29 protein-coding genes are annotated in these 24,296 nt (G+C 66.8%); 10 read left to right on the top strand and 19 right to left on the bottom strand.

The genetic code is table 11. The features are described from left to right. Positions 1 to 29 precede the first annotated feature (29 nt). Positions 30 to 1,793, bottom strand: a complete 1,764-nt coding sequence (locus ACIA48_RS00910) for a serine/threonine-protein kinase PknH/PknJ (RefSeq protein ID WP_396726712.1) — start codon at positions 1,791 to 1,793, stop codon at positions 30 to 32. A 127-nt stretch (positions 1,794 to 1,920) separates the two neighbouring features. Continuing rightward, a complete protein-coding gene (locus ACIA48_RS00915; RefSeq protein WP_396726715.1) occupies positions 1,921 to 3,048 on the bottom strand; it encodes an FHA domain-containing protein in 1,128 nt (375 codons plus the stop codon). 41 nt (positions 3,049 to 3,089) lie between these two features. On the opposite strand from ACIA48_RS00915, the gene ACIA48_RS00920 reads away from it, so the two are divergent. Continuing rightward, positions 3,090 to 3,746, top strand: coding sequence for an enoyl-CoA hydratase/isomerase family protein (locus tag ACIA48_RS00920; protein WP_396726718.1), 657 nt, complete (start codon positions 3,090 to 3,092; stop codon positions 3,744 to 3,746). A 127-nt stretch (positions 3,747 to 3,873) separates the two neighbouring features. Next, positions 3,874 to 4,086, top strand: coding sequence for a hypothetical protein (locus ACIA48_RS00925; RefSeq protein ID WP_396726720.1), 213 nt, complete (start codon positions 3,874 to 3,876; stop codon positions 4,084 to 4,086). Position 4,087: 1 nt separating this feature from the next. Here ACIA48_RS00925 and ACIA48_RS00930 read toward each other — a convergent pair whose 3' ends face one another. Beyond that, positions 4,088 to 4,861 (bottom strand): class I SAM-dependent methyltransferase, encoded by a 774-nt coding sequence (locus ACIA48_RS00930; RefSeq protein ID WP_396728424.1) that lies wholly within the window; start codon positions 4,859 to 4,861, stop codon positions 4,088 to 4,090. Positions 4,862 to 4,992: 131 nt separating this feature from the next. Here ACIA48_RS00930 and ACIA48_RS00935 point away from each other — a divergent pair, with 131 nt between their 5' ends. After that, positions 4,993 to 5,931, top strand: a complete 939-nt coding sequence (locus tag ACIA48_RS00935; RefSeq protein WP_396726723.1) for an amidohydrolase family protein — start codon at positions 4,993 to 4,995, stop codon at positions 5,929 to 5,931. On the opposite strand, the gene ACIA48_RS00940 is transcribed toward ACIA48_RS00935, so the two are convergent. From ACIA48_RS00940 to ACIA48_RS00965, 6 genes are all read right to left on the bottom strand, one after another. Further along, positions 5,928 to 6,545 (bottom strand): sigma-70 family RNA polymerase sigma factor, encoded by a 618-nt coding sequence (locus ACIA48_RS00940; protein WP_396726726.1) that lies wholly within the window; start codon positions 6,543 to 6,545, stop codon positions 5,928 to 5,930. The genes ACIA48_RS00935 and ACIA48_RS00940 overlap by 4 nt on opposite strands. Before the next feature lie 17 nt (positions 6,546 to 6,562). Beyond that, on the bottom strand, positions 6,563 to 7,285 hold the full coding sequence (locus ACIA48_RS00945; protein ID WP_396726729.1) for an SDR family NAD(P)-dependent oxidoreductase: 723 nt from the start codon (positions 7,283 to 7,285) through the stop codon (positions 6,563 to 6,565). An 86-nt stretch (positions 7,286 to 7,371) separates the two neighbouring features. Next, a complete protein-coding gene (locus tag ACIA48_RS00950) occupies positions 7,372 to 10,149 on the bottom strand; it encodes an AAA family ATPase (RefSeq protein ID WP_396726732.1) in 2,778 nt (925 codons plus the stop codon). A gap of 36 nt (positions 10,150 to 10,185) precedes the next feature. Further along, positions 10,186 to 11,208: an NAD-dependent epimerase/dehydratase family protein gene (locus ACIA48_RS00955; protein WP_396726735.1), complete on the bottom strand. Its 1,023-nt coding sequence runs from the start codon at positions 11,206 to 11,208 to the stop codon at positions 10,186 to 10,188. Beyond that, positions 11,205 to 11,723: a nuclear transport factor 2 family protein gene (locus ACIA48_RS00960; protein WP_396726737.1), complete on the bottom strand. Its 519-nt coding sequence runs from the start codon at positions 11,721 to 11,723 to the stop codon at positions 11,205 to 11,207. The genes ACIA48_RS00955 and ACIA48_RS00960 overlap by 4 nt, the downstream gene beginning before the upstream one ends. 39 nt (positions 11,724 to 11,762) lie before the next feature. Further along, entirely contained in the window at positions 11,763 to 12,161 is a 399-nt protein-coding gene (locus tag ACIA48_RS00965; protein ID WP_396728426.1) for a hypothetical protein, read from the bottom strand. A gap of 56 nt (positions 12,162 to 12,217) precedes the next feature. On the opposite strand from ACIA48_RS00965, the gene msrB reads away from it, so the two are divergent. Together msrB and msrA are read left to right on the top strand one after the other, a co-directional pair. Then, positions 12,218 to 12,667 carry a peptide-methionine (R)-S-oxide reductase MsrB gene (msrB, locus tag ACIA48_RS00970; RefSeq protein WP_396726740.1) on the top strand — a complete coding sequence of 150 codons (450 nt, stop codon included), beginning with the start codon at positions 12,218 to 12,220 and terminating at the stop codon, positions 12,665 to 12,667. Next, positions 12,664 to 13,173, top strand: coding sequence for a peptide-methionine (S)-S-oxide reductase MsrA (gene msrA, locus ACIA48_RS00975; RefSeq protein WP_396726742.1), 510 nt, complete (start codon positions 12,664 to 12,666; stop codon positions 13,171 to 13,173). The genes msrB and msrA overlap by 4 nt, the downstream gene beginning before the upstream one ends. Before the next feature lie 13 nt (positions 13,174 to 13,186). On the opposite strand, the gene ACIA48_RS00980 is transcribed toward msrA, so the two are convergent. From ACIA48_RS00980 to ACIA48_RS00990, 3 genes are read right to left on the bottom strand one after another with little or no spacing between them, the layout of a single operon-like run. Next, positions 13,187 to 13,633, bottom strand: coding sequence for a DUF4442 domain-containing protein (locus ACIA48_RS00980; RefSeq protein WP_396726745.1), 447 nt, complete (start codon positions 13,631 to 13,633; stop codon positions 13,187 to 13,189). A 23-nt stretch (positions 13,634 to 13,656) separates the two neighbouring features. Beyond that, positions 13,657 to 14,994 (bottom strand): cytochrome P450, encoded by a 1,338-nt coding sequence (locus tag ACIA48_RS00985; RefSeq protein WP_396726748.1) that lies wholly within the window; start codon positions 14,992 to 14,994, stop codon positions 13,657 to 13,659. Between the two features lie 7 nt (positions 14,995 to 15,001). Further along, the gene (locus ACIA48_RS00990; RefSeq protein ID WP_396726750.1) at positions 15,002 to 16,375 is read right to left on the bottom strand and encodes a cytochrome P450; all 1,374 of its coding nucleotides are present in this window, start codon (positions 16,373 to 16,375) and stop codon (positions 15,002 to 15,004) included. A gap of 118 nt (positions 16,376 to 16,493) precedes the next feature. Here ACIA48_RS00990 and ACIA48_RS00995 point away from each other — a divergent pair, with 118 nt between their 5' ends. Next, positions 16,494 to 17,114 (top strand): TetR/AcrR family transcriptional regulator, encoded by a 621-nt coding sequence (locus ACIA48_RS00995; RefSeq protein WP_396726752.1) that lies wholly within the window; start codon positions 16,494 to 16,496, stop codon positions 17,112 to 17,114. Here ACIA48_RS00995 and ACIA48_RS01000 read toward each other — a convergent pair. After that, entirely contained in the window at positions 17,111 to 17,680 is a 570-nt protein-coding gene (locus ACIA48_RS01000) for a TetR/AcrR family transcriptional regulator (protein ID WP_396726755.1), read from the bottom strand. The two genes, ACIA48_RS00995 and ACIA48_RS01000, sit on opposite strands and share 4 nt — an antisense overlap. A 53-nt stretch (positions 17,681 to 17,733) precedes the next feature. On the opposite strand from ACIA48_RS01000, the gene ACIA48_RS01005 reads away from it, so the two are divergent. Then, on the top strand, positions 17,734 to 18,429 hold the full coding sequence (locus ACIA48_RS01005) for a class I SAM-dependent methyltransferase (protein ID WP_396726758.1): 696 nt from the start codon (positions 17,734 to 17,736) through the stop codon (positions 18,427 to 18,429). 3 nt (positions 18,430 to 18,432) lie between these two features. Here ACIA48_RS01005 and ACIA48_RS01010 read toward each other — a convergent pair whose 3' ends face one another. The 3 genes from ACIA48_RS01010 to ACIA48_RS01020 are packed head-to-tail and all read right to left on the bottom strand — an operon-like array spanning position 18,433 to position 21,448. Further along, a complete protein-coding gene (locus ACIA48_RS01010) occupies positions 18,433 to 19,506 on the bottom strand; it encodes a prenyltransferase (RefSeq protein WP_396726761.1) in 1,074 nt (357 codons plus the stop codon). Further along, positions 19,503 to 20,219: a class I SAM-dependent methyltransferase gene (locus tag ACIA48_RS01015; RefSeq protein WP_396726763.1), complete on the bottom strand. Its 717-nt coding sequence runs from the start codon at positions 20,217 to 20,219 to the stop codon at positions 19,503 to 19,505. The genes ACIA48_RS01010 and ACIA48_RS01015 overlap by 4 nt, the downstream gene beginning before the upstream one ends. Next, entirely contained in the window at positions 20,213 to 21,448 is a 1,236-nt protein-coding gene (locus ACIA48_RS01020; protein ID WP_396726766.1) for a glycosyltransferase family 4 protein, read from the bottom strand. The genes ACIA48_RS01015 and ACIA48_RS01020 overlap by 7 nt, the downstream gene beginning before the upstream one ends. A gap of 233 nt (positions 21,449 to 21,681) precedes the next feature. Between ACIA48_RS01020 and ACIA48_RS01025 the strand changes: the two genes are divergently transcribed. Continuing rightward, the gene (locus ACIA48_RS01025; RefSeq protein WP_396726769.1) at positions 21,682 to 22,065 is read left to right on the top strand and encodes a DUF3224 domain-containing protein; all 384 of its coding nucleotides are present in this window, start codon (positions 21,682 to 21,684) and stop codon (positions 22,063 to 22,065) included. A 3-nt stretch (positions 22,066 to 22,068) separates the two neighbouring features. On the opposite strand, the gene ACIA48_RS01030 is transcribed toward ACIA48_RS01025, so the two are convergent. Next, complete coding sequence (locus tag ACIA48_RS01030; protein ID WP_396726771.1) at positions 22,069 to 22,530, bottom strand: PPOX class F420-dependent oxidoreductase; 462 nt, start codon at positions 22,528 to 22,530, stop codon at positions 22,069 to 22,071. A 27-nt stretch (positions 22,531 to 22,557) separates the two neighbouring features. Here ACIA48_RS01030 and ACIA48_RS01035 point away from each other — a divergent pair, with 27 nt between their 5' ends. Further along, positions 22,558 to 23,040: a flavin reductase family protein gene (locus tag ACIA48_RS01035; protein ID WP_396726774.1), complete on the top strand. Its 483-nt coding sequence runs from the start codon at positions 22,558 to 22,560 to the stop codon at positions 23,038 to 23,040. A gap of 54 nt (positions 23,041 to 23,094) precedes the next feature. Further along, on the top strand, positions 23,095 to 23,304 hold the full coding sequence (locus ACIA48_RS01040; RefSeq protein ID WP_396726777.1) for a hypothetical protein: 210 nt from the start codon (positions 23,095 to 23,097) through the stop codon (positions 23,302 to 23,304). Positions 23,305 to 23,321: 17 nt separating this feature from the next. Here the strand turns inward: ACIA48_RS01040 and ACIA48_RS01045 are convergent, their stop codons facing one another. Together ACIA48_RS01045 and ACIA48_RS01050 are read right to left on the bottom strand one after the other, a co-directional pair. After that, positions 23,322 to 23,630, bottom strand: coding sequence for a hypothetical protein (locus ACIA48_RS01045; protein WP_396726780.1), 309 nt, complete (start codon positions 23,628 to 23,630; stop codon positions 23,322 to 23,324). Positions 23,631 to 23,637: 7 nt separating this feature from the next. After that, positions 23,638 to 24,168: a hypothetical protein gene (locus ACIA48_RS01050; RefSeq protein WP_396726782.1), complete on the bottom strand. Its 531-nt coding sequence runs from the start codon at positions 24,166 to 24,168 to the stop codon at positions 23,638 to 23,640. Positions 24,169 to 24,296 lie beyond the last annotated feature (128 nt).

Below are 24,296 nucleotides of genomic sequence, written 5' to 3' on the forward strand. Positions count from 1 at the left end.
CCTCCTAGATGCAATGGGATTCGATGGGTTCATTGTTGTCGGGGCACCTTGTTACCAGTGGCGGCGATCAACGCCCCGACGTCGCCGGTGCCCGGCGGTCGGCATTCACGGATGTCGACCAAGACGTTGCCGCGGATGGCTAGTCCGTGCTGACACACCGCGTCACCGGCACTCGAGGTGGCGGCGATCACGAATGCGCCGGAGTTGTTGGTGGGCTGCCCGAACGTCCACTGCATCGGCGGCTCTCCGGCGGGGGTGATGGTCACGGTCTTGCCCGCGCATATCTCCCACTGACGCCGTTGTCGTTGCAACGAAAGACCCGGTCCGTCGGCATTGGGAAACGCCACGACCGCCTGAATGACGCTGTCCTGGGTGAGTTTTCGGTACAGCGCACGCAGCGTCTGCACCGCGACGCCGGAAGGCTGGGACCCGGGGAGTTCTGACGCGCTGTAGGCCGGTTGCTGTGCCGGCGCCCAGGCGCCGAGGCACTGCTGATTGTCGATGGTCGCCGAGTCGTTGAGCAACTCCGTGCCGTCAGATTCGAGGACCACCGCGTTGTCGCCGGTGTTGCCAGGAATCTCGCTGGGGGTCAACAAGATCGAGCGCAATCCCGAGACAGGTACGTCAGTGGCGGGCGGTCCTTCCACGGTGGTCGGGACGTTCGTTGATCCGGCCTGCGGGGTGTTGGCGGACGAAGACGGTTCGTCCGATGGCCACGCCACGACCGTCACGGTGCCGGCGACCAGCACCGCCACCGCGGCTGCCGCCCCGATCACCGCGCCGCGCCGTCGGCGCCGCGGTACGGGGGTGATCGGAGCGGGCGGACCGTATCCGGGTCCCGACTGCACCGGTGGCGGACCGCTGGGCTGCCAGGGCGTACCGCCGGTCGCCCGAGGGTACGAACTGACCTCCGGACCGGGCACCGGCGCCAGCAACGTCGGATTCTGCAGTGCGCGAGGGTCATACAGCGCCGCTGCGGCGGCCGACGCCAGCGCGCTGGCCGAACTGAACCGCTGCCTGGGCTCCTTGGCCATCGCGATGGCGATCACCTGATCGAGCGCGGGCGGCAGCGTCGGCACGACATCGGTGACACGTGGCGGCGGTTGCTGCAGGTGGGCCATCATCGTGGCGGCCGGCCCGTTGGCTCCGGAGTAAGGAGTCTTTCCGGTCAGCAGCCGGTACAGGGTGCAGCCGAGCGAATAGATATCGGCCCGACCGTCGAACTGCATGCCCGACAACACCTCTGGGGCAGCGTATGCAATGGTGGCCATGACCGAACCGGTGGCAGTCAACCCCACGTCGTCGAGCGCGCGGGCGATGCCGAAGTCACCAAGGAGCACCCGCTCGTCGGAGTCGGCTGGGCCCGACAGCAGAAAGTTGGCCGGCTTGATGTCGCGGTGCACGACGTTGCGGCTGTGCGCGAAATCGAGTGCCTTCGCGACCTCGGAGACGATGTGCACCGCACGAGGCGGCGTCATCGTGCCATCGCGCAGCGCCGCGTCGGCGTCGGTGCCATCGACGAACTGCATCGCGATCCACAGCTGTCCGTCGTCGGTCTGACCCCGGTCGTACACCGACACGATCTGTGGGTGATCCAGCGATGCGGCCACGTCGGCCTCGCGGGTGAACCGCGTCCGGAAGTCAGGGTCACGCGACAGTTCGCGGGAGAGCACCTTGAGTGCGTCGCGGCGGGGCAGGGTGGGGTGGGCGGCCAGATAGACCGAGCCCATGCCACCGGCGCCCAGTTCCCGCTCGATGCGGTAGCCGCCAACCATCGATCCGTTGCTCAGCACCGGCGGCCACCTTCATGCGCATCCATATGGATGCCCCCCGCCGCATTCATGCACAGCAGTATCACGTACGGCCTCCGGTGGCGTCTTCGCGCCCGGCGGGGACTGAGCGGCATCTGGGTCCAGCTGCTCAGCGGTTGGTGAGTCGTAGGAGGACGTTTTCCACCGCGGCGGATATCTCGGCGGATACCGCACGTTCGGCCTCGACCGCATTGACCGCATCGACGTCGATGCCGGTGGCCGCGGCGGTTTCCTCCACGCTGAGCAGGGCTTGGTGCCGCGCGGCGTACAGGCGCTGGCCCAGCGTGGCGGCCGGGGCGGTCGCAGCGCGGCACATCAGGTCGCTGTACGTTCGGCGCACGTCGGACAGCGACAGCAGGATCTCGAGGGCTGGGGCGCTGCGTGCGGCGTTGGCCGTGGTGATGTGCAGCCGGCGCAGCTGCGCGAGTAGCTCAGCGACCTGTACGCCGAAGCCCGGGTCGCCGGCCGGCGGCAAGGCTGCGATCCGCGCCGCCATCCCGTCGAGCGCAATCTTGGCGTAGTCGAGCATCACCTCCAGCTGCACGGAATCCGACAGCGTCCCGGTGTCTTCGTCGTCTGGGACCTCGCCCCCACGGGCCACGAGGGGGATGGTGCCGGACGGCCAGCGCAGCGCCCGTTCGATCTTTTCGCGGGTAGCCGCGGGAGGCCAGTTGCGTCCGCGCTCTAAGTCGTCCAACTCGTCTACGCTGACGCCGCTCTCATCGCTGAGCCGGCGTGCGGAGTAGCCGAGCTCTTCGCGGCGCGCGGTCACTGCCTCGCCGGCCCGCGCGGTGTCGAGGCCATCCTCAGGGTCTTCCCCTGCGGTGCTGCTATCGGGATGCCGAATGGTGTCGTCAGTGGTCCGTGCCGACATCACGCCGGTGGCCATCATCGTGCCTGCGTCGGGGTCGATGAACGAGAACCGCACCGCGATGCCCTCGGCGTGGCCGAGGTACAGGGTCATGCCATCCGTCACAGACACGGTGGAGACCCGTTCGCCGTCGAGGAAGACGCCGTTGGTGCTGCCTTCGTCGACAACCACCCACTGCGTGCCCACCGACTCGATCCTGGCGTGCGTCCGGGAGATACGGGTGTCGTCGATGCGAAGCTGAGCGGGCAGTTCCCTGCCGATGAACACTGGGCCGTCACCCGGGCGCAGCACCTCATCAACCCTGCCGAATCGCACGATCACGATGGGCAGGCCCAGCTCATCGCGGGGCGACTGCGAGGGGAGCATCCCCCGATTCTGACAGGACGCGCCAGTGGTGTAATCGGCAGATGACCGGCCTCGACCGCAACGGTGCGGTTTTCGTACTCACGCTCGGCGACGACGAGAACTGCTTCCACCCCGATCGGCTGTCCGCGATCAACGCCGCGCTCGACGAGGTCGAGGCCGCCGAAGGCGCCAAAGCGGTGGTCACGACTGGCACCGGAAAGTTCTACTCCAACGGGCTGGATCTGGATTTCATGGCGGCCAACCCGCAGGCGTCCGAAACGAACCTGGTGGACGTCCACGCGTTGTTCGCGCGGGTCCTGGCCTTTCCCGCGCCGATCGTCGCCGCTGTCCAGGGCCACGCGTTCGCGGCGGGCGCGATGCTGGCGCTGGCCCACGACCAGATCGTCATGCGCGCCGACCGGGGTTACTTCTGTCTGCCGGAGGTCGATCTCGGGATTCCGTTCACGCCGGGGATGAATGCGCTGATCCGCGCACGACTGCCGATCGCGGCCGCCCACGAGGCGATGACGACCGCGCGCCGCTACGGAGGCGAGGACGCCCGGTCGGCCGGCATCGTCACCGCCACCGCAGGCGAGGGCGAGGTGCTCGATGCCGCGGTCGCGCGGGCCGAGGCGCTCGCCCCGAAAGCCGGCGCGGTGTTCGGCGCGATCAAGGCCCGGCTCTACGCCGAGGTCGTCGCCGAGCTGAAGGCGGTCTGAGTCCTCCGATCGGGGGACGGCGAATTCACCCTGTCCGCGGCCCGATCACCCGACAGACCCGCGGGCCGGTGCGCCGCATCGTTGTGTCCAACAGATTCACGGACATAGCGGACATCGGAGAAGCCACATGCACGTCTTCACGCGCTACATCGCCACCTACATCGTCGTGCCCGCCGGACTGATCGGCGCCTTCGCGCTGGGAACCTCGGCCAACGCCGACGCCGCACCGGTGCATCAGGATTGGCATCCGAGCATCGTGGCCACCCCGACCGTGAAGGCGCCGACTGCCGCCGGCCCGGGCACCAGCCACAACACGCGTCGCCAGCTGCTCCACTACTGATCTAGAAGGCGTAGCGGTGGTACTGCGCCATGTACCGCAGCGACGGCGCCAGCGACATCACGCGCGCCATCAGGAGGTAGGGCCACGCAACATCCTGGAACGACGCGGAATCGAACGGTGATTCCCACGCGAGCAGCCGCACCCCGGGGACCGCCTCGACGATGTCGTCGGGTCCATTGATCCCCCAGTACAACGTCGAGCCGGATCGGCGCACGACCGCGTTCGTCCACTGCGATTTGATACCCAACCGGTTGAACGCATCGAACTGCAGCTCTCCGCTCGGAAACGTATCGACGAAGCGACGCAGCAGTGCGACGCCGTCGGACTGCGTCAGGTACATCGTCAGGCCCTCGGCGATCATCAGCGTCGGCCGGTCGCTGCGCACCTCGGTCAGCCACGCCGGATCCGTCACCGACGCGGCGATGACGTGGAAATTGTGCCGGTCCGGGAAAAGCTGGCGACGTAGATCGACGACATCGGGATAGTCGACGTCGTACCACTCGACGCCGGGGCCGGGGTCGAGCCGGAACACGCGTGCGTCCAATCCACAACCGAGATGTACGACGGTGGCTTCGGGATGGACCGCAAGAAACTGCCTGGCCCAGTTGTCGAAATGTGCGCTGCGAGTGGTCACCGACGGCGAATTGGCTTTGGTGATCGACGTCTGCGACCAGTCGTAGTCGATACGGTCGACGATCTGTTTGGCCCACCGATCGCCGAGGATCGGTTTGGGCAGGTCCGCGTCCAATGCTTTGGCGTAGAAGGTGGCCAGCATGGTCTGCGGTGCACCCGACAGGTCGACGTGCAGTTTCTCGCTCACGATTTCGAGGCTAACCACGGCACAATCCAACCCGCTAGCGGTTGAACACTGTACGGCGTGGCGTTCAACGAATAGCGTTGACATGCATGCGGATCGACGTGCACGCGCACTACTGGACCGACCACTATCTCGACATGCTTACCGATCTCGGCAGTTCTGACACCGCGACCCAGCGCGGCATCGGCGCAGGCGGCGGCGCCGAACTCGATGCCCGGCTGCGGTTGATGGATCGCGCGGGTGTCGACCTCCAGGTGCTGTCGGCGGCCCCGCAGTTGCCCTACGGCGCCGAAGCCGAGCGGGCCGTTACCGCCGCTCGCTATGTCAACGACGAGTACGCCGCCGTCGTCTCCGCACATCCCGACCGCTTCCGCGCGTTCGCGTCGACACCTATGCCGCACATCGACGCCGCGACCACCGAAATAACCCGTGCCCTAGACGAATTGGGGATGGTCGGTGTCGCAATGAACACCAGTGTGCTGGACCGGGCGATCACGGAGCCGGACTTCGAGCCGATCTTCGCCGAACTCGATGCCCGCGGCGCCGTGCTATATCTGCATCCGGCCGGCAACGGCGCCTGTTCCCCGCTCGTAACCGAGCACCGGATCACGTGGATGGCCGGCGCACCGTTCGAGGACACCATCGCCGCGCTGCAGCTGATCACCTCCGGTCACCTGCAGCGGTATCCCGGGGTGAAGATCATCTGCTCACATCTGGGCGGCGCGCTGCCCATGCTCACGCGCCGAGCCGACGACCATCTTGCGTGGGAGGCGCCCGGCACACCGGAACCGCCGAGCCAGGCGGTGCACCGGCTGTGGTTTGACACCGTCAGCCATTGTCATGAGCCCGCATTACGCTGTGCCATAGAGACTTTCGGGGCTGACCGGATTCTGCTCGGCACCGACTTTCCCTACGAGGACGGCGATACGTTCGTGCGCGCGGTCGAGTACGTGGTGGATGTGGCCGACCCCGGCGAAGCGCACGCGATCCTCGATGCGAACGCCATGGCGCTGTTTCACCTCGGCTAGGCGGCCATGGCGAGGTCTTCAGCGAAGACAGATTCCAGTGTCGCCAGGTCGCCCGATTGCGCGGCCACCGTCAGCGCCACCACCAGCCGCTTCTGCTCGGCGCCGGTGGGCTCCTCGCGACGTTCCGCGGCAAGGCGTTTGCGCGCGCGGCTGACGAGCTGACGCGCGTTCGGCTGCGTCACCTCGACGATCCTCGCGATTTCGGCGTACGAGTAGTCGAACGCTTCCCGCAATACATATGCGGCGCGCTCGGGCGGTGACAGCCGTTCCAGCAGAGTGAGTGCGGCGAGTTCCAACGCCTCGCACTGCTCGACGCGCCGCTGCGGGTCCGCGTCGGGGTCCGTCGGGTCGGGCTGCCACGATCCGGCGCGGGTTTCGTGACGCGCGCGTGCCGACTGCAGTGTGTTGATGCAGAGCCGCTTCGTGGTGGTGGTCAGGAACGCGAGCGGATCCAGCACGACGTTCCGATCGCAGGTCTGCCACCGCACCCACGCTTCCTGGACGATGTCCTCCGCGGCGGCGCTGTCGTTCAGCATCCGAAAGGCTATGCCGAACAACCGATCACGGAATCCGGTGAACGTCACCGCAGCCTGTTCGAGCGTCTGGTACGACATGCTCACTCTCCTCGACATCAGACCGCTGCGCCGCCGCCATCGGCGTGCAGCGTCGAACCGGTGATGAAGCTGGCGCGCGGTGACGCGAGAAACAGCACCGCCTCGGCGATTTCGGCCGCATGTGCGGTCCGGCCCAGTGGCAGTGCCCGGCCGAGCTCCTCATTGGTCTCGCCCCATTCGGCGGCCACCCCCTCGGTGCGGGTCGGGCCTGGCGCGACGCTGTTGACCCGCACCCCGTACTTGCCGAACTCCGCGGCCCAGGTGCGCGTCAACGACTCGAGCGCGGCCTTGGAAGCGCTATATCCGGATGCCCCGGGAACGCCCTTGGAGGCGACCATGGAAGTGACGTTGACGATGCTGCCGCGGCCGCGCTCGAGCATCCCCGGGACCAGGCCCGCGATCAGAAAGTAGGCACCGCGGACGTTGGTGTCGAAGATCGACTCGAACGCGGCGAGCTCCTGGTCGACGGTCGCGGCGCCGGTGAAGTTCGCCGCGTTGTTCACGACGATGTCCACGGGCCCGCACTGCTCGATGAGCGCGCGCACCGAGTCCATATCGGAGAGGTCGGCCTGGACGAACCGCGCGCTTTCACCGATCCGCGCCGCGGCCTGCTCACCGCGCACGCGGTCGCGTCCGGAGATGATGACCTTGGCCCCTTCGCAGGCCATGAGCCGCGCCGATTCCCAGCCGATACCTGCAGTACCACCGGTGATCAGGGCGACGTTCTCAGCGAGTTCCACGAATTCAGCATGTCGAGCGCAAACCCGTAGCGGACCCTTGAAAGTCCGTAGTCAACCCATGGTCCGGCCGGTCAGCAGTGGCGCGGCTAGGTCACCTCGGGTCGTCCCCGGAGCTGCCTGCGCGATTTGATACCAAGCTTGGCGAACACCTTGCGCAGATGCCATTCGACGGTGTGCGCGCTGATGAACAGCTGGGCACCGATCTCCTGATTGGTCAGCCCGGTGCCGGCCAGCTGGGCGATCTGTGCTTCCTGCGCCGTCAGCCCGTCGCCTGTGCCGGCCGCACGCTTCTGGGTCTTCTCACCGGTGACCAACAGTTCGCGGCGGGCACGCTCGGCGAAACTCTCCGACCCCATCTGGACGAACATCTCGTGCGCGGCGCCCAGCTGCTCACGGGCATCGACCCGCCGGTTCATGCGGCGCAGCCACTCCCCGTACACGAGATGCGAGCGCGCGAGATAGACGCGCATTTTGGTGCGCCCGAGCCGTTCGATGGCCTCTCGGTAGTAGGCCTCAGCGGTGTGGTTGTCGGCGACGAGAGCCCGGCAGCGCGCCAAAGTGCCCAACGCCCAATCCGTTCCGGCGGCCGCCTGCGATTCCATCAACGCGACCCCGCGGAGAGCCTCCTCCTGGTCACCGCACCGGACGGCCGCCTCGATGAGTTCAGCCAACGACATCCGGTACGGGCCGAGGTCCTCGTGTTCGCATGCCTGCTTGGCCCCGGCGAGCGCCTCCTCATACCGACCCAGCCCATTGTTGAGAACCGCGGTGAACAACCCGACCAAGCCGATGACTCGGCCTTCGCCGCGTGCTGCCGCGTGTTGCGCCGTGGCTTCGAGCACCCGTACCGACTCGGCCTCGACGCCGCGCCAGACAGTGAGCGAGATCGCGTGATAGCGCACCGGCGCGTATCCCGTCGCGGCGGCGATCGTGTTGGCCTCTTCGATCAACGCCGCCGCCGCGTCGAACTCACCGGCGAACACGTGGTTGCCCGCACGCGTGGACAGTGCAAGCGGGAGCATCGCGAGCGCACCCGCTTCACGCGCGAGCCGGACCGCGGTACCGCCGACGTCATCCCACAGGTCGTCGTCCCACAACTCCCCGGCAGCGCACTCCTGCGCGATGGGGAAGCCCTGCCAGAACAACCGCATCACGTCGCCGTCGGTGTGCTGAGCCGTCTCGAGCACCTGCGTCATGGCGGCTCGCAACGTCGGCAGGCTCGCCGCGTGGCCGTCGGTGAACCGCATGGCGAGGCCGTCGAGCAGCAGATCGTGCGGGCGCGGCGGCTGCGGTCCCGGCGGTGCGTGGCGCGCCGGTTCGGCGACGACGATCGGGCCGCCGTGCGGGCACAGCCTGCCGGCGTACATCGCGGCACCCAGGGCGTCCAGATAGGTCTCTCGCGCGAGGCCGTCGTCGAGGCCCTCCAGACCGCGAGCGGCATCGAGCAGGCCAAGCGCGGTGTCGGCAACCGGTGCGGCGCCGTTCACTCCGCCACGACTTTCGACGAAGGCGATCCGCGCGCGCAACCGCTTGGCCCGTGCCCGCTGCAGTGCGTCCAGCGGGCTCATCTCGGCGATCGCCAGCAGTCCGTACGCCGCCTCGGACGATGTGGCCGCGAACTTCGCCTCAGCAGCGGCCAGCGCCCTGGCTCCCCGTCGTCCCGGGTCCAACGTCAGCTCGGTGGCACGTTCGAGGAATGCCGCCGCGGCGGCGACACCACCTCTGGCGGCCGCGCGGTCCGCGGACTTCTCGAGTTCGTCGGCGACGTCGTCGTCGGTGCCGAACGCGGCGTTGGCGCCGTGCCAGGCGCGACGGTCCGGATCAGAGTTCGGATCGGTTTCCTCGGCGAGCGCGCGGTGAGCCTGGCGGCGATCGTCGACGTCCGCGGCCAGGTACGCGGCGGAGCGCATCAGGGGGTGGCGGAAGCGCACCCGGGCGCCGATCTCGATAAGGCCCTCGGCCTCCGCGTGCGCGGCGACGTCGGGGGTGATTCCCATCCGCCTCGCCGCCCGAATCAGCAACGCCTTGTCACCGACGGGTTCCGCCGCGGCGGCCAGCAGCAGCTTCTGCGTCGGCATGGGCAGCGACTTCACCCGTCGCACGAAGCTCTGCTCGAGGTGACTCGACGGCGCACGCGCGTCGGGTCGGCCGTAGCCGCCCTCCGCCGCGGCCGGATCACGGGGCAATTCCAGCAGCGCCAAGGGATTACCGCGGGCCTCGGCGATGATCCGTTCACGCACCCGCTCGTCGAGGCGACCGCGAATCACGGTGTCCAACAAAGCGCGCGAGTCGCCGTCGGACAGGCCGCGAATCGCTAGCTCCGGCAGCCCGGTCAGCTCGTCGGCGACGGTGCTGCGCACCGCGAACACCAGCGCCACAGGCTCGGCCAGCAGTCGGCGCGCGACAAATGCGAGCGTCTGCGCCGAGACCCGGTCCAGCCATTGGGCGTCATCGACGACACAGATCAGCGGTTGGTCCGCGGTGACCTCGGCGAGCAGGCTCAGCACCGCGAGACCAACCAGGAAGCGGTCCGGCGGCGGTCCCGCGCTCTGGCCGAAAGCGGTGGCGAGCGCATCCCGTTGCGGCGCGGGCAGCGCGTCGAGACGGTCCAGCATCGCGGCGCACAGTTGGTGCAGACCCGCGAAGGCCAGTTCGACTTCGGCTTCGACACCGGCGGCACGCGCGACGTGGAATCCGGTAGCGCGTTCGGCTACGTAATCCAGCAGCGCGGTCTTACCAACGCCTGCCTCACCGCGTAGCACGACGACTTGGCTCTCACCCCTGCCGGCGGCCTCGACGAGACGGTCCAGCGCTTCGCACTCGTCATGTCGGCCGCGCAGGGGCTGTTCAGCACCGCCTGCCATGTACACCGCCGTTGATCTTGAAGGGCGGCTCCAAGGTTAGCCTGCGCTGCCATCCGATGCGGACTTGGTCTTGCGTCGAGCGTCCCGCAGGCCAACCCAGAAGCGGGCCGCCTCCCTGATCGACTCCTCGACAGGTCGCGGCTCCCAACCCAATTCCCGTTTGGCCTTGTCACAGGCCACCGGCGCCTCAGCGCGCATGAGACGCAGTGAACCCATCGACAGCTGTTCATCGGTGCCGCGCAGCTTGGCCTTCGCGCTGCCGAGTGCAGCCATCGCATACGACATCGGCAGCGGAATCGATTTGGTCGGGGCGGGCACACCGGCGGCCTCGGCCGCGATGCGGACCACTTCAGCGTTGCTGATCATCTTCTCCGAGATCAGATAGCGCTCGCCGACCCTGCCCTTCTCCGCGGCCAGCAGCAGTGCGCGCGCCGCGTCGTCGATGCCGACGGCTTCGAGCTCGATCTTGTCCATGACGAACGGCAACTTGCCAAACGCGGTGCCCGCGATGAGCTGGCCGTGCGGCGTCATGCCCCAGTCCCCCGCGCCGTACGTCGTCGACACACACATCGCGACGGCGGGCAGGTCATGCTCACGCGCGTACTGCAGCACGAGTTCCTCAGCCTGCACGCGGGAGCGGACATATGGCGTCAGGCCCCTTTGGCTGACGATGTCGTCCTCGGTGGCGACGCGGCCGCGTTTTCGTCCGACGGTCACGTAGCTACTGGTGAAGACGAACCGGTGCAGCCCAGCGTCTTTCGCGATCTCGAGCACATTGCGCGTGCCGTCGACGTTGGTGTGAAACAGCGGGGAGGGATCGCGCAGCCAGCCGCGGGTGTCGACGACGCAGTAGTAGACGTCCTGCGCACCGGCCATCGCCTCGCGCAGGGTCTGGTTGTCCCAGATGTCGCCAATGAACCGCGTGACGTCGAGATCGTCGATGCCGATCGTGTTGGCACCGTCGCGCACCATAACGCGCACATCCTCGCCCTTGTCGACGAGTTGGCGGGTGACGTGCGAACCGAGATACCCGTTGGCGCCGATGACCAGAGAGGTCACTGTGCCCCGCCGGATGCGCCGCCGTACGTCTTCATCCACTCCGCGGCTTCGTCGGGCAGTGTGCCGAGTTCGGTGGCCTTGCGGCACCACTTGACGGCCGCGCGCACGAACCGCAGCGGGTTGTAGATGTCTTCCTGACGGCGCCACAGCCCGTCACCGGCATACGTGATGATCGAGATGTTGGTGGCAGTGATGATCGTGCCGTCACCGGGATCGCGCATCGGGTTGTCGAGCTCGCAGATGACCCGGCCGGTCGCCTCGTCGAACACCGACCACAGCGACGGGAACGACGTCATGTAGCTGCCGGGGAAGCTCTCCATCGTCGACCAGATCCAGGGCCGTACCTCTTCGCGGCCGCGCATCGTTCCGGCCGCGTGCTCGACGTAGAGGACGTCGGGTGTGTACTGCTCAACCCAGGGATCCCAATCGCGGGTCTGCGCCGCGCGATCGACCGTCGCCTCGAATTTTTCGAACGCCGCGACCAGCTCGTCGCGGCTGAAAGTGCTCCCAGTCACACCAGAACTAGAACACGTTCTACTGACTTTTGTCGAGCGTCACGAGACGCTGCGAACCTGACGGTCGCCGAGCGGGCTCTGCAGCGGCACCTCGACCGTGCCCGATACCGCGATCATGATGCAGGCGCGGCCGGCCGCCTCTGGCAGCGAGCCCGACTGCAATTCGACGTCGACTGTCTGCGCAGTCTCGGAGACAGTGGCGCGGACTCCGTAGCACTCCGGCGTGCCGGTCGTGAAGTGCAGAGCGACGGCGTGGTCACCGGGGACGCGGCTGAACGACTCGGCTGGCATCCGATGGGCATCGACGATCGCCGGATTGTCGGCGAAGACGACCCCCGCGGGTCCCTGCCGTTCCGGCAGCACAGTCGTCTCCGCAGACGCTGATGGTGAGATCGATAGGGCGAGGACGACGGCAGCGAGGGCGATCAGTGGACGCATCACACTTCGGTAATCTCCCCGCGGAACAGCGTTGTTACCCGCGTCGTTATACGAGCGTGCAATACAACAAGAATCCCGACGCGGTCGGCGCATTGTCGCCGGAGCAGTATCACGTCACTCAGGAGAACGGCACCGAGCGGCCGTTCACCGGTGAGTACTGGGACAACCATGAACCCGGCATCTACGTCGACGTGGTGTCCGGTGAGCCGTTGTTCGCCTCGGTCGACAAGTTCGAGAGTGGCAGCGGGTGGCCCAGCTTCACTCGGCCACTCGACGCGGCCAATGTGGTGGAGAAGCGCGATTTCAGCCACCTGATGATCCGCACCGAGGTCCGTTCGGCACACGGCGACAGCCATCTCGGGCACGTGTTCAACGACGGTCCGCGATCCGAGGGCGGCTTGCGCTACTGCATCAACTCAGCTTCGCTGAAGTTCATCCATCTCGACGATCTAGAGGCCGAGGGTTACGGCGACTACAAGAGGCTCTTCAAGGAGGCACAGGCATGAGTGAGAACAAGAAGGCGATCCTGGCCGGCGGCTGCTTCTGGGGCATGGAGGATCTGATCCGCAAACAGCCCGGCGTCGTCGACACCCGCGTCGGCTACACGGGCGGTGAGAACGCCAACGCGACGTACCGCAACCACCCGGGTCATGCCGAGGCCATCGAGATCGTCTACGACCCCGCGCAGACCGACTACCGCGCGCTGCTGGAGTTCTTCTTCCAGATCCACGACCCGTCCACCAAGAATCGGCAGGGCAATGACGTCGGCACGAGTTATCGGTCGGCGATCTTCTACCTCGACGACGAGCAGAAGCGCGTCGCGCTGGACACCATCGCGGACGTGGACGCCTCCGGCCTGTGGCCCGGCAAGGTCGTCACGGAAGTGACTCCCGCAAGCGACTTCTGGGAGGCCGAGCCGGAGCACCAGGACTACCTGGAGCGCTACCCGAGCGGCTACACCTGCCACTTCCCGCGGGCGGGCTGGAAGCTGCCGAAACGCGCTGAAGTCTAGTGGGCCCCCGGGACTACTTCCCGTGGGCTCGCAGCTGATAGAGCCCACGGGTCACGGCCACGGTCTGGCCGGCTTCATCACGGACCACTGCGTCCAGCATGAAGTCGGCCTTTCCGTTTTCCGCGGCCTCTTTCTCGACCCGAAGCAGTTCGTCGTCGTCGAGGGACGCCTCGGCGCGTAGATCACTGCGCGCGGCAGCGGTGAATTCGATGTCGAGTTTCTTCACCAGCGGGTAGTACTTGGCCGCATCGAAGCTCGCGATCGCGATGATCCCGCCGAGGATCTCGGCGACAACGAACTCGACCCCGGCGTATACGACGCCGAAGTGGTTGCCGTTGCCCTCCAATGGCACTGTCGCCGCTGCAAATCCGGGGCGCGCCTCGACCGCCTTGATACCCAGTTTGTGCGCGGCGGGGATCGTCGCTTCCATGCCGCCGTTGATCATGTCGACCAGACTCATACGACGAAGCTATCCCACGGACGTCAGCGGCGGTGCACCGTGACGAGCCCGCCGTCTTTCGGCGTGAAGGCGATGCCCCGGAAGTGGATCTTCTCCTCGGGTGCACCGTCGGTCTCAATCACGAAGTCCCGCAGAATCGTTCGCAGCACGACGTCCATTTCTGTGTTCGCGAACGCGGCCCCGATACAGCGGCGAGTCCCGCCGCCGAACGGCACCCACGCCGTCGGCGTCCTGGTACCCAGGAACCGGTTCGGCTCGAAGCGTTCGGGATCGGGGAAGGTCTCGGCGTTGGCATGTACGTTGGCGATCGCGATCATGATCGTGTAGCCGTGCGGGATCCGCCAGTCACCGAGGTCGAAGTGCGGTGCCAACACGTGGCGTCCCGCGAAGTCGATGACGGTCCGGTTCCGTTGCAGCTCAACGATCGTGGCCTGCCGGTACTCGCTGCCGCCTTCATCGTTCTCCTCGACCAGCTTGGCCAAGACCTCGGGATGGCGGCGTAACCGCTCGAAGGCCCAGCCCAGTGTCGACGCGGTCGTTTCGTGGCCGGCGCCGAGGAGGGTGATCAGTTCGTCGGCGATGTGCTGATGCGACATCGGGGTGCCATCCTCGTACGTGGTGCGCAGTAGCAGCGCGAGGATGTCGGTGCGGTCTTCGAGTCGTTGATCGGCCTCGGCCTTTTCGATGAGCGCGAACACCGTGCGGTCGAAGTTACGACGGAACTCCTCCAGCCGGCCCCACGGGCTGTACCTTCCGGTGCTGAAGGACGGCTCGGGCAGCGTCGCCATCCGCGACCCCAACTTGGCCCAGGGCGGGATGATCTCGCGTAGGTAGTCGAGTTCGGCTCCGTCAGCACCGAATACGGTGCGCAGGATGACGTTCAGCGTGATCCGGTTCATCGGCTCGAGCGTGGCGAACTCGCGGCCCTCGGGCCAGGTCGCGGTCTCGCGCAGCGTCTCCTCTTCGATGATCTTCTCGTAGTTCCGGATGCTCTGCCCATGGAACGGCGGGGCGAGTAGCTTGCGCCGGACCCGGTGCTCCTTGCCGTCCAGCGCGAAGACCGAACCCTGTCCGAAGAGCCTGCTCAGGTTCGGCCGCACGTTGACCAGGTCGTCGGTGCTGGCCAGGAAGACCTGCCGGACGAGCGCGGGGTCGGAGACCACCACGCTGCGGCCGAAAAACGGGACATTCATGGCGAAGACGGGTCCGTAACGCTTCGCCGCGGTGCGTGTGAACCAGCGTCGAAAGCCCGCGAGCAGGACGCCCTGGACCGGCATCGGCAGCCGCACCGCCGGCGGCTTCTTGGCCGGCGGTGCGGCGTCTTCTGGGGCTTCAATCGCGCTGATCGCTGCGTCCGTCATTGCTCTCCTAACCCAGCGGGGTCTCGCGGCGGTGCACGATGATGCGCCCGCCATGCTTGGGGGTGAAGGCCACACCGCGCGAGTGCATCTTCTCGTCGGGTGCCGTTGTCGTATCGATCACGAAGTGCCGCATGACTGTTCGCAGCACCACATCCATTTCGACGTTGGCGAACACCGCGCCGACGCACCGCCGGGTGCCGCCGCCGAACGGGACGAACGCGAACGTCGGCGGCCTGGTCCCGATATAGCGCTGCGGGTCGAACCGATCCGGGGCGGCGAACTCCTCGGCGCGCTTGTGCAGTTGCGCGATCGCGACCACGATGGTCGTTCCCCGCGGGATCACCCAGTCGCCGAGCTGGAACGTGGGCGCATGGACGTGTCTGCCGGCGAAGTCGATGACGGTGCGGGCGCGTTGGACCTCCAGGATGGTGGCCTGCCGGTACTCGTTCTCCTCGGTGGCGGCTTCGTCGACGAGCTTGGCCAGCACCGTCGGATGGCGGGTGACGCGCTCGAACGCCCAGCCGAGCGTGGACGCGGTCGTTTCGTGCCCGGCGGCCAGCAGAGTCAACAACTCATCGGCGATATCGCTGCGCGACATCTCCGAGCCGTCCTCGTACGTACTGCGCAGCAGTAGTGCGAGCACGTCATCACGGGTGTCGAAGTTCGGGTCGGCCTTCACCCGGTCGATCAACTTGCCGACGACGTCGTCGTACTGGCGCCGGTATTCAGCGAGCCTGCCCCAAGGGCTGAACCGGCCGTAGTCGCGGGTCGGTGCCGGCACCACCGCGAGTTGCGAGCCGAGTGTGACCCACGGCGGAATGATGCGCCGCAACTCATCGAGCTGTTCACCGTCGGCGCCGAAGACGGCGCGCAGGATCGCATTGAGCGTGATCCGCATCATCGGTTCGATCGTCGGGAATGCTTGGCCCTCCGGCCAATTCGCCGACTCGCGTAGCGTCTCCTCTTCGAAGATCTTTTCGTAGTTCTTGATGCTCTTGCCGTGGAACGGCGGGGTGAGCAGCTTGCGCCGCCTGCGGTGGTCGGCACCATCGAGCGCGAACACCGAACCGCTGCCGAGCACCCTCGACAGGTTGGGCTGGACGTTGCCGACGTCGTCGGTGCTGGCCGTGAACAACTGCTTGGCCAACTGCGGGTCGGCGACGATGACGGTGTGGCCGAACATCGGCAGGTTCAGCGTGAAGACGCTGCCATGGCGGCGCGAGATGCGCTCGTACAGCCAGTTCCGCGAGAGGACGTAGCCGATGCCCTGCACCAGCTTGGGCAGCCGCGGGCCGGGTGGCATTCTGACCGCGCTAGGCGCGACGGCGAGGTGTTCGAGGGTTTCGGTGCCCAGCCCACCGCGCGTGGGTCCGTCGCTCATGCGCACTCCCAGTCATCTCATCAGGACGATAGTGTCCTGGTACTACGATGTACCGCAGGTTCATGTAGTACGGTACCGGTTGGTACCAGCTGTATGCAAGGGTCCGGAGGGAGGCGACATGACGACGGCGCTCAACGAGCAAGATTCGCAGGCCGGCGGCTCCGACGTTGCCGCAGATCCGTTCCGCGACCGGCTACTCGACGGCATGGCCGCGTCGATCATCGAGCGCGGCTTCCGTGACACCACCGTCGCGGACATCGTCCGGCACGCCCGCACCTCGAAGCGCACGTTCTACGCGCAGTTCGCGAGCAAGGAAGACTGCCTGATCGAGCTGCTGCGCCGGAACAACGAGACGTTGATCGGCAACATCGTCAGTGCCGTCGATCCGGAGGCGGACTGGGAGGAACAGATCCGCCAAGCCGTCGGCGCGTACGTCGACCACATCGCGGCGCGACCGGCGATCACGCTCAGCTGGATCCGTGAGCTGCCGGCACTGGGTGCGGTGGCTCAGCCACTACATCGCCTCGCGATGGAACACCTGACCGACATGCTGGTCGATCTCAGCGACAGCCCCGGCTTCCAGCGCGCGCAGATCCCACCGATCTCCCGGCCACTGGCGTTGATCGTGCTCGGTGGTCTGCGCGAGCTGACTGCGCTGTTCGTCGAGGCGGGACACGACATCCACGGCATCGTAGAGCCGGCCATCACCGCGTCGACGGCGATCCTCGGCCCGCGTTAGCCCAGCATCAGCCGCGCGGACTTCTCCAGTCGCTGCGCGATCTCTGCGTACGACGCATAGCCCATCCCGGCGCGCACCAGTGCGCCGGAGTACAACATTTCGAGCGAGTCGACGACGTCGGGATCGATGTCGGGTCCCAGCGCGGCGGTCAGGCGGTCGCGGATATCGCGCCCGATGCGCAGCCGCAGCACCTCGACGTCGGGATCGCGACCAAGCAGTGCATTGGTGACCGCACAGGCGAATTCGGGTTCGTCGGCGACCAGCAGTGCGATGTGCCGCAGCACCTCGGTGACCCGTGTGGCCGCGTCACCGGACTCGTGGGTTGCCGGCGGCGAGGCGACGAGCCTGCGCCAGAACACCTCGGCGACCAGATGCTCTTTGGACGAGAAGTAGGTATAGGCAGTGGCCGCTCCGACGCCGGCTTCGGCGGCCACGCGGCGCACGGTCAGGCCGGTGAAACCATCACGGTTGAGGAGCTCGACCGCGGCCCTGCCCAGGCGATCGACGGTGTCGGCCTGCTTGGCGGTCAGACGGCGCCGAGTCGACTCCAGGGCCGTGTCGGACACATGTCCGGACGCTACTACAACTGCCATTGACCAGCAACGGTAGGTTGGCCCCCATGAGCACTACAGATACTGCCGTCTCCGACAGCGCTAATAGCGCGCTGCCCGACGCCGCTGCCCGCCTGTTCGCGCTCGCCGACGGGGTGACCGGATTCATGCCCGCCGACGAGGGCCGCACGCTGTACGACACCGCCGTCCGCTACCTGGGCGACGGCGTCGGCGTCGAGATCGGCACGTACTGCGGGAAGTCGACGGTAATGCTCGGCGCCGCGGCACAGCAGAGCGGCGGAGTCCTCTACACAATCGACCACCACCATGGTTCCGAAGAGCACCAGGTGGGCTGGGAGTATCACGACGAGTCGATGGTGGACCCGGTCACGGGGTTGTTCGACACGCTGCCGACGCTGCGCCACACCCTCGACGCCGCCGGGGTGGACGAGTACGTCGTCGCGGTGGTCGGCCGGTCGACGACGGTGGCGCGCGGGTGGCGTACGCCGTTGCGGTTCCTGTTCATCGACGGTGGCCACACCGAGGAGGCCGCGCAGCGCGACTTCGACGGCTGGGTCCGCTGGGTCGAGGTCGGTGGCGCGCTGGTAATCCACGACGTGTTCCCGAATCCCGATGACGGCGGCCAGGCGCCGTACCACGTGTACCGCCGCGCACTGGACACCGGCGATTTCCGTGAGGTGTCGGCGACCGGCTCGATGCGGGTGTTGGAGCGGGTGTCCGGGGTGCCCGGCGAGGCACTCTAAGGGTCAGCGATCGCTGGTCGCGCACTCGCAGTCGTACTCGTTTTCGAGGCCACGCGGTAGGCCGACGCCACGGAAGATGCCGTTGGCCGGCGTGGTGCGTGACAACGCGTCGGCGGCGAGAATCATCGCCCCGCCGGTCCAGGTGGTGCGCTCCACCGGCCACCGCTTACCGTCGGCATAGACGAGGCCGGTCCAGTAGGAGCCGTCCTCCTCGCGCAGGTGGTGCATCGCCGCGAACTGCTCATGCGCGCGCGCCGTATCGCCGATCGCGTCCAAAGCCATGACCAGCTCACAGGTTTCGGCTCCGGTGACCCACGGCCTGTCGTCAACGCAGCGGATGCCGAGACCCGCGACGACGAAGTCGTCCCACCGCTCGTTGATGCGCGCCTGCGCCTGGGCTCCGCGCATCGCGCCGCCCAGGACCGGGTAGTACCACTCCATCGACCAGCGGTCCTTGGTCACGAAGGTGTCGGGATGTTCGGCGATCACGTGGCCGAGGCGGCCGACCGCGAGTTCCCACTCCGGCTGCGGATCGTCGAAGTAGTCCGCGAGCGCCAGCGCGCACCGGAGGCTGTGGTAGATGCTTGCGCACCCGGTGAGTAAGGCTTCCGGCTCGAGTCCGGATGGGCTTCTGGCCCAAGAGATTTCGCCGCCACTGAGCTGCATGTCGAGGACAAAGTTCACGGCCTTCGTGACGACCGGCCACATGGTCTCGGCGAATCGGCGGTCGCCGGTGATCAACACGTGGTGCCAGACGCCGGTCGCGATGTAGGCGCAGAAGTTGCTGTCGCTGTTGGAGTCCTCGATGACGCCGTTGCGGAACTGGATCGGCCATGAGCCATCGGCCCGCTGCGTCCTGTGGCACCATTCGAACGCGCCGCGCGCGGGTTCCAGAAGCCCGGCCGCCGTCAGCGCCATCGCGTTCTCCACGTGGTCCCACGGGTCGGTGTGACCGCCCTCGAACCACGGAATCGCACCCGAGGACTCCTGGGTGTCAGCGATCGACTGGGCGGTTTGACGGCACTGGGCGGGCGTCAGGACGCCTGCCACTGCTGGGATGTCACGACTCAACGTCAAACCGCCGGCTTCTCGAAATACATCGCGACGCTCTTGCCGATCAACGGATTCAGCATCGACTCCGCCGTCCGCGTCAGCCACGGTCGGCTCATCATGTCCCACACCAGCAGCTTGTGGTACGCCGTTACGGCGGGATGATCCGACTTCTCGGTTCCGACAGCACATTTCAGCCACCAATACGGTGCGTGCAGCGCATGAGCGTGATGGGTGCCGGTGAGCTTCAGGCCATAGGCGAGCACTTTGTCGCGCAGCGCGTCGGCCTTGTAGATCCGGATGTGCCCGCCCTCGTTGGCGTGGTACTCGTCTGACAAGATCCAGCACACCTTCTCGGGCAGCCAGCGCGGCACCGTGATCGCCAGCGAGCCACCGGGTTTGAGGACGCGGACCAGCTCCGAAATCGCTCGGTCGTCCTCGGGCACATGCTCCAGGATCTCCGAGGCGATCACACAGTCGAAAGTGCCGTCGGCATAAGGCAGTTCGAGCGCATCGCCCTTGACGGCCTGAGCCGTCGCCGAAGCGGGTGCCTCGCCCTTGTCCTTCATGGCCTGCAGGATCTCGTCGACGTCGTTGAGATCGGTGACGCTCTGATCGAAGCCGATGACGTCAGCGCCGCGGCGGTAAGCCTCGAAGGTGTGCCTGCCTGCGCCGCAGCCAACGTCGATCACCTTCGTACCCGCGCCGACGCCGAGCCGGTCGTAGTCCACGGTCAGCATTTGGCGACTCGCTCACGTGCTTGTTCGTATACCGCAACCGTTTGCGCGGCAACGGATTCCCAGCTGAAGACATCGAGTGCGCGTCGGCGGCCGTTCTCACCGAGTCGACGCAGTTCCATCGGCGAGTCGAGGAGATCGCCCAGCACCCTGGTCAGCTCGTCGACATCGGCCGGAGTGACCAGCCGGGCGCATTCGCCGTCGGCGCCGACCACCTCGGGCAGCGCTCCCGCACGGCTCGCGACGATCGGCGTGCCACTGGCCATCGCCTCCACCGCGGGCAGCGAGAAGCCCTCGTAAAGCGAAGGGATACAGGCGACTTCAGCGGACGCCAGCAGGTCGGCGAGTTCGGCATCCGTCACGCCGCTCGAGCTGTGCACGATGTCGGAGATGCCGAGTTCTGCGATCAGCTTCTCGGTCGGTCCGTTCGGCTCGAGCTTGGCGACGAGCTGCAGTTCGAGGTCACGTTCAACACGCAGTCGCGCGATGGCGTTCAGCAGATGCGCGACACCCTTGAGCGGCACGTCGGCGCTGGCGATCGCGATGATGCGATTACGCACCCGTCGCTCGGACGGCTTGAACAGTTCGGTGTCCACGCCGAGCGGTACGACGTGCAGCTGATCCGGCGACACCCCGAAGTCCTCGGCGATATCGGCGGCCGACGTCGATGAGACGGTCAGCAGCTCGGGTATGCGCCGCGCGACATCCTTCTGCATCTCGGCGAAGCCGTACCACCGGCGCACCAGCGGCTTGCGCCACCAGGAGGCCGCGGACACGTCCAGCACGCGGTCGCGGGTGATCGGGTGGTGCACGGTCGCCACCACCGGCAGCCCGAGATCGGCGATCTTCAGCAGACCGGAACCCAGGCACTGGTTGTCATGGACGACGTCGAAGTCGGTGAGGCGCTCGGCGAGCGCACGGGCGGCGCGCAGGCTGAATGTCTTGGGCTCGGGGAATCCGGCGGTCCACGTGGTCAGCAGCTCGCGCAGGTCGATCGTCGTCTTGATCTCGTTGGGCCACGGAATGCGGAACGGATCCGGCTCGCGGTAGAGATCGAGGCTTGGCACCTTGGTCAGGCGTACCCGTGGATCCAGGCCACCGGGGTAGGGCTGGCCCGAGAACACCTCGACGTCATGGCCGAGCTCGACGAGGCCGCGGGACAGGTGGCGGACATAGACCCCTTGCCCGCCGCAATGGGTCTTACTCCGATAGGACAGCAGTGCAATGCGCATATTCAGCTCACGACGATGCGCGCAGGCGGACACGTCCAGGTCCGGTGAGCAGGACAAATCGAGTCACTCAAATACTCCGAACCTCTCTGGACATGTGTCCAGACTATAGTTTGACTAGCTATCGGACGCAACGCGTGCCCACTGCTCTGACTACCACATACGCCGCCATCGGCGCTCTCCGACCTGTTCAGCGCGGGTCGATTCCCGACGTTCCACGGGGGTATTCCCCCGTGATGACCACACAAATCAGCGCGACCTTCGAGATCGGCAGCTGGGACGAGACACCGTTCGAGGACGGTGACGACGAGACCAAGCTCACCGAGGCACTGGTCACCAAGCGCTACTCCGGGGACATCGAGGGCACCTCGACCACCAAGTGGCTGATGAGCTACGCGCCGGACAAGTCCGCGGCGTACGTCGGCATCGAACACATCACCGGAACCTTTGGCGGCCGGCGCGGCGGACTGGTATTGCTGCACGACGGTGAATTCGCCGACGGCGTGGCGACCGCGGTTGTGCGCGCCGTGTCGGGTACCGGTGAGCTAGCAGGTGCGACAGGTGCCGGGAAGTTCCGCGCCGACCCGGCCGGTTCGCTCCAGCTCGATCTCGACGGCTGAGTGCTACTCCTTCTCCGGCGGGAAACCGCCGGTCGCCACCGGACCCCACCGCGTGGGCGTGACGCGAATCAGGCACTTGCCCTGGTCGACCATCGCCTGCCGATACTCGTCCCAGTCGGAATGCTCACCGGCGATCGAGCGAAAGTAGTCGACGAGCGGTTCGACGGCGTCAGGCAGGTCGATGACCTCGGCGTCGCCGTCGACCTGTACGTAGGCGCCGTTGAATTCGTCGGACAGCACGGTGACGCTCGCGCGCGGTGTGCGCTTCACGTTGACCGACTTGGCGCGCTGCGGATAGCTCGCGATCACGATGCGGCCCCGGTCGTCGACGCCGCCGGTCACCGGCGAACTCTGCAAAGATCCGTCCGACCGAAATGTGGTGAGCACCATGCGATGTCGAGGCCGGACGAAGTCCAGCAGCTGGGTCAGATCGACAGCGTCAGCGGTTGCGTACGTTCTGGCCATACCCCAACCCTAGCGACGGGATAGCGAATGGAAGCGTTCGAGAAGTTGGTCTCAATGCTCGACTATCCGATGTACGTCGTCACCACGCGTGCCGACGATCAGCGGGCGGGCTGCCTGGTGGGGTTCACCAGCCAGGTCAGCATCGGACCGCCGCGTTTCCTGGTCGGACTGTCGGACAAGAACGACACGTACCGGATCGCGCAGGACGCGACGCATCTTGCCGTCCATCTGTTACCGCGCACGCATCGCGAACTGGCTCGGCTGTTCGGCAGTGAGACCGGCGACCGCACGGACAAGTTCGCGCAGACGTCGTGGCATGAGGGTCCACATGGCATGCCGATCCTCGATGACGCGGCAGGCTGGTTCGTGGGCGAGGTGCTCGGCCGCCACGCCCTCGGGGATCACGTGGGGCATCTGCTCAAACCGGTCGCGGGCGACGCGCCGGACGAGTTCGAACAACTCGTGACCTTCGCCGATGTGCGCGATTTGGAGCCGGGCCACGAGGCCTGACCGGCCGGTGGTTCGTTTTCGTCACGTGTCAGAACCCGGCGCTATGATTCGAACATGCGTTCGGATAAAGAGATACTCATCGCAGCCCTCGATGCCATCGAAGCCGGCTGCAAAGCGGTCGGGGTGTTCCCGTTGGAGACGTTGTCGCGGACAGACGGTCAGGCACTGATCGCACGCCTCGACAGGGTCGACCAGAAGTTGGTCGCGCTGCAGCGGAGTGTGAACGGCCGGCTCATCATGACGGCGCCTCGGGTGTCGGCGTAGGGCCCTGACCGCGGTACCTAGTTCGCCTTCCGCTTGAGCGTCCAGGCGGGGATCCAGTGCGTCACGGCTTTGCGTTTGGCGCCGTAGGCGATCTCGTAGGTGACCAGCCCCCACCAGTAGCCCTGCTCGCAGATGGCCCAACACGACAGCCTGCCCTCGACGACAGCATGCATCTGCAAGCCCGCCGGGTTGTAGCCGCCGGTCCGATGCGGCTCACGCGGGAACACCGTCGCCAGATCGACGAGCACCGCGACCGGCGGGTCGACCCGTCGGAACGCCTGCTGCACGGGCTGCCCGTTGTAGCCGATCGACTGGAGCTCACCCACTGTTCGATCATACGTTCGAACAAGGTAGGACGAATGCGAACGGTCGCGGGAACCCAAGCCCCGTCAGCCGCGACTCCCGTACCGCCACGACGTCGACTGTGCGCAACTCCCCGGACGACGGTTCGTAGCTGGTCAGCGCGTCGTCGTTCACCGCCACGATCAACACCCAGTGCCTCGGAATTCCCCGTCCGACGAGCATCGCCACCGGTCGGTCGCGACCGACCGCGGCCAGCACGTCCTCGAGATCGTCGCGACGGCCGCGAAACAGTCGCCACCGGTAACAGACCCCCGCTGTCGCCCCCATGGCCGTGATCGCCCGGGCCATCCCCCACGGCGTCGTGCCGAGCCGTCGCGGCCAGATCCGATTCACGTCGGCGTGCACACGCAGTTGTTCGGCCGCGAACAACGCAGCCCCGGATTCCGGTTCGGCCAACGCCGCATGACGGGCCGGATCGAGCAGCGCGCCCGCCATCACCGCGACCGACGGGCCACACGTCACCCCGTCGCGTTGGCGCAGCCGCAGACCGGCGATCTTCATCGGCTACCAGTGTGCTGACGCAAACCCTGGCGGTCCAATCGCCTCCGATATTCATGGGCCACTTGCCATTTCCGCAGCACAATTCCTGCCATTCGGCCACCAATTGCTGCCACCGGAATTAAAACCCT

Source organism: Mycobacterium sp. NPDC051804 (assembly GCF_044452905.1).
Lineage (GTDB): Bacteria > Actinomycetota > Actinomycetes > Mycobacteriales > Mycobacteriaceae > Mycobacterium.

Coding starts and splice junctions, on each gene's coding strand:
- ACIA48_RS00915 (WP_396726715.1), bottom strand. CDS start 3,048: ATGCTCCCCTCGCAGTCGCCCCGCGATGAGCTGGGCCTGCCCATCGTG.
- ACIA48_RS00920 (WP_396726718.1), top strand. CDS start 3,090: ATGACCGGCCTCGACCGCAACGGTGCGGTTTTCGTACTCACGCTCGGC.
- ACIA48_RS00925 (WP_396726720.1), top strand. CDS start 3,874: ATGCACGTCTTCACGCGCTACATCGCCACCTACATCGTCGTGCCCGCC.
- ACIA48_RS00930 (WP_396728424.1), bottom strand. CDS start 4,861: ATGCTGGCCACCTTCTACGCCAAAGCATTGGACGCGGACCTGCCCAAA.
- ACIA48_RS00935 (WP_396726723.1), top strand. CDS start 4,993: ATGCGGATCGACGTGCACGCGCACTACTGGACCGACCACTATCTCGAC.
- ACIA48_RS00940 (WP_396726726.1), bottom strand. CDS start 6,545: ATGTCGTACCAGACGCTCGAACAGGCTGCGGTGACGTTCACCGGATTC.
- ACIA48_RS00950 (WP_396726732.1), bottom strand. CDS start 10,149: ATGGCAGGCGGTGCTGAACAGCCCCTGCGCGGCCGACATGACGAGTGC.
- ACIA48_RS00965 (WP_396728426.1), bottom strand. CDS start 12,161: ATGCGTCCACTGATCGCCCTCGCTGCCGTCGTCCTCGCCCTATCGATC.
- msrA (WP_396726742.1), top strand. CDS start 12,664: ATGAGTGAGAACAAGAAGGCGATCCTGGCCGGCGGCTGCTTCTGGGGC.
- ACIA48_RS00980 (WP_396726745.1), bottom strand. CDS start 13,633: ATGAGTCTGGTCGACATGATCAACGGCGGCATGGAAGCGACGATCCCC.
- ACIA48_RS00985 (WP_396726748.1), bottom strand. CDS start 14,994: ATGACGGACGCAGCGATCAGCGCGATTGAAGCCCCAGAAGACGCCGCA.
- ACIA48_RS00990 (WP_396726750.1), bottom strand. CDS start 16,375: ATGAGCGACGGACCCACGCGCGGTGGGCTGGGCACCGAAACCCTCGAA.
- ACIA48_RS00995 (WP_396726752.1), top strand. CDS start 16,494: ATGACGACGGCGCTCAACGAGCAAGATTCGCAGGCCGGCGGCTCCGAC.
- ACIA48_RS01005 (WP_396726758.1), top strand. CDS start 17,734: ATGAGCACTACAGATACTGCCGTCTCCGACAGCGCTAATAGCGCGCTG.
- ACIA48_RS01015 (WP_396726763.1), bottom strand. CDS start 20,219: ATGCTGACCGTGGACTACGACCGGCTCGGCGTCGGCGCGGGTACGAAG.
- ACIA48_RS01020 (WP_396726766.1), bottom strand. CDS start 21,448: ATGCGCATTGCACTGCTGTCCTATCGGAGTAAGACCCATTGCGGCGGG.
- ACIA48_RS01025 (WP_396726769.1), top strand. CDS start 21,682: ATGACCACACAAATCAGCGCGACCTTCGAGATCGGCAGCTGGGACGAG.
- ACIA48_RS01030 (WP_396726771.1), bottom strand. CDS start 22,530: ATGGCCAGAACGTACGCAACCGCTGACGCTGTCGATCTGACCCAGCTG.
- ACIA48_RS01035 (WP_396726774.1), top strand. CDS start 22,558: ATGGAAGCGTTCGAGAAGTTGGTCTCAATGCTCGACTATCCGATGTAC.
- ACIA48_RS01040 (WP_396726777.1), top strand. CDS start 23,095: ATGCGTTCGGATAAAGAGATACTCATCGCAGCCCTCGATGCCATCGAA.
- ACIA48_RS01050 (WP_396726782.1), bottom strand. CDS start 24,168: ATGAAGATCGCCGGTCTGCGGCTGCGCCAACGCGACGGGGTGACGTGT.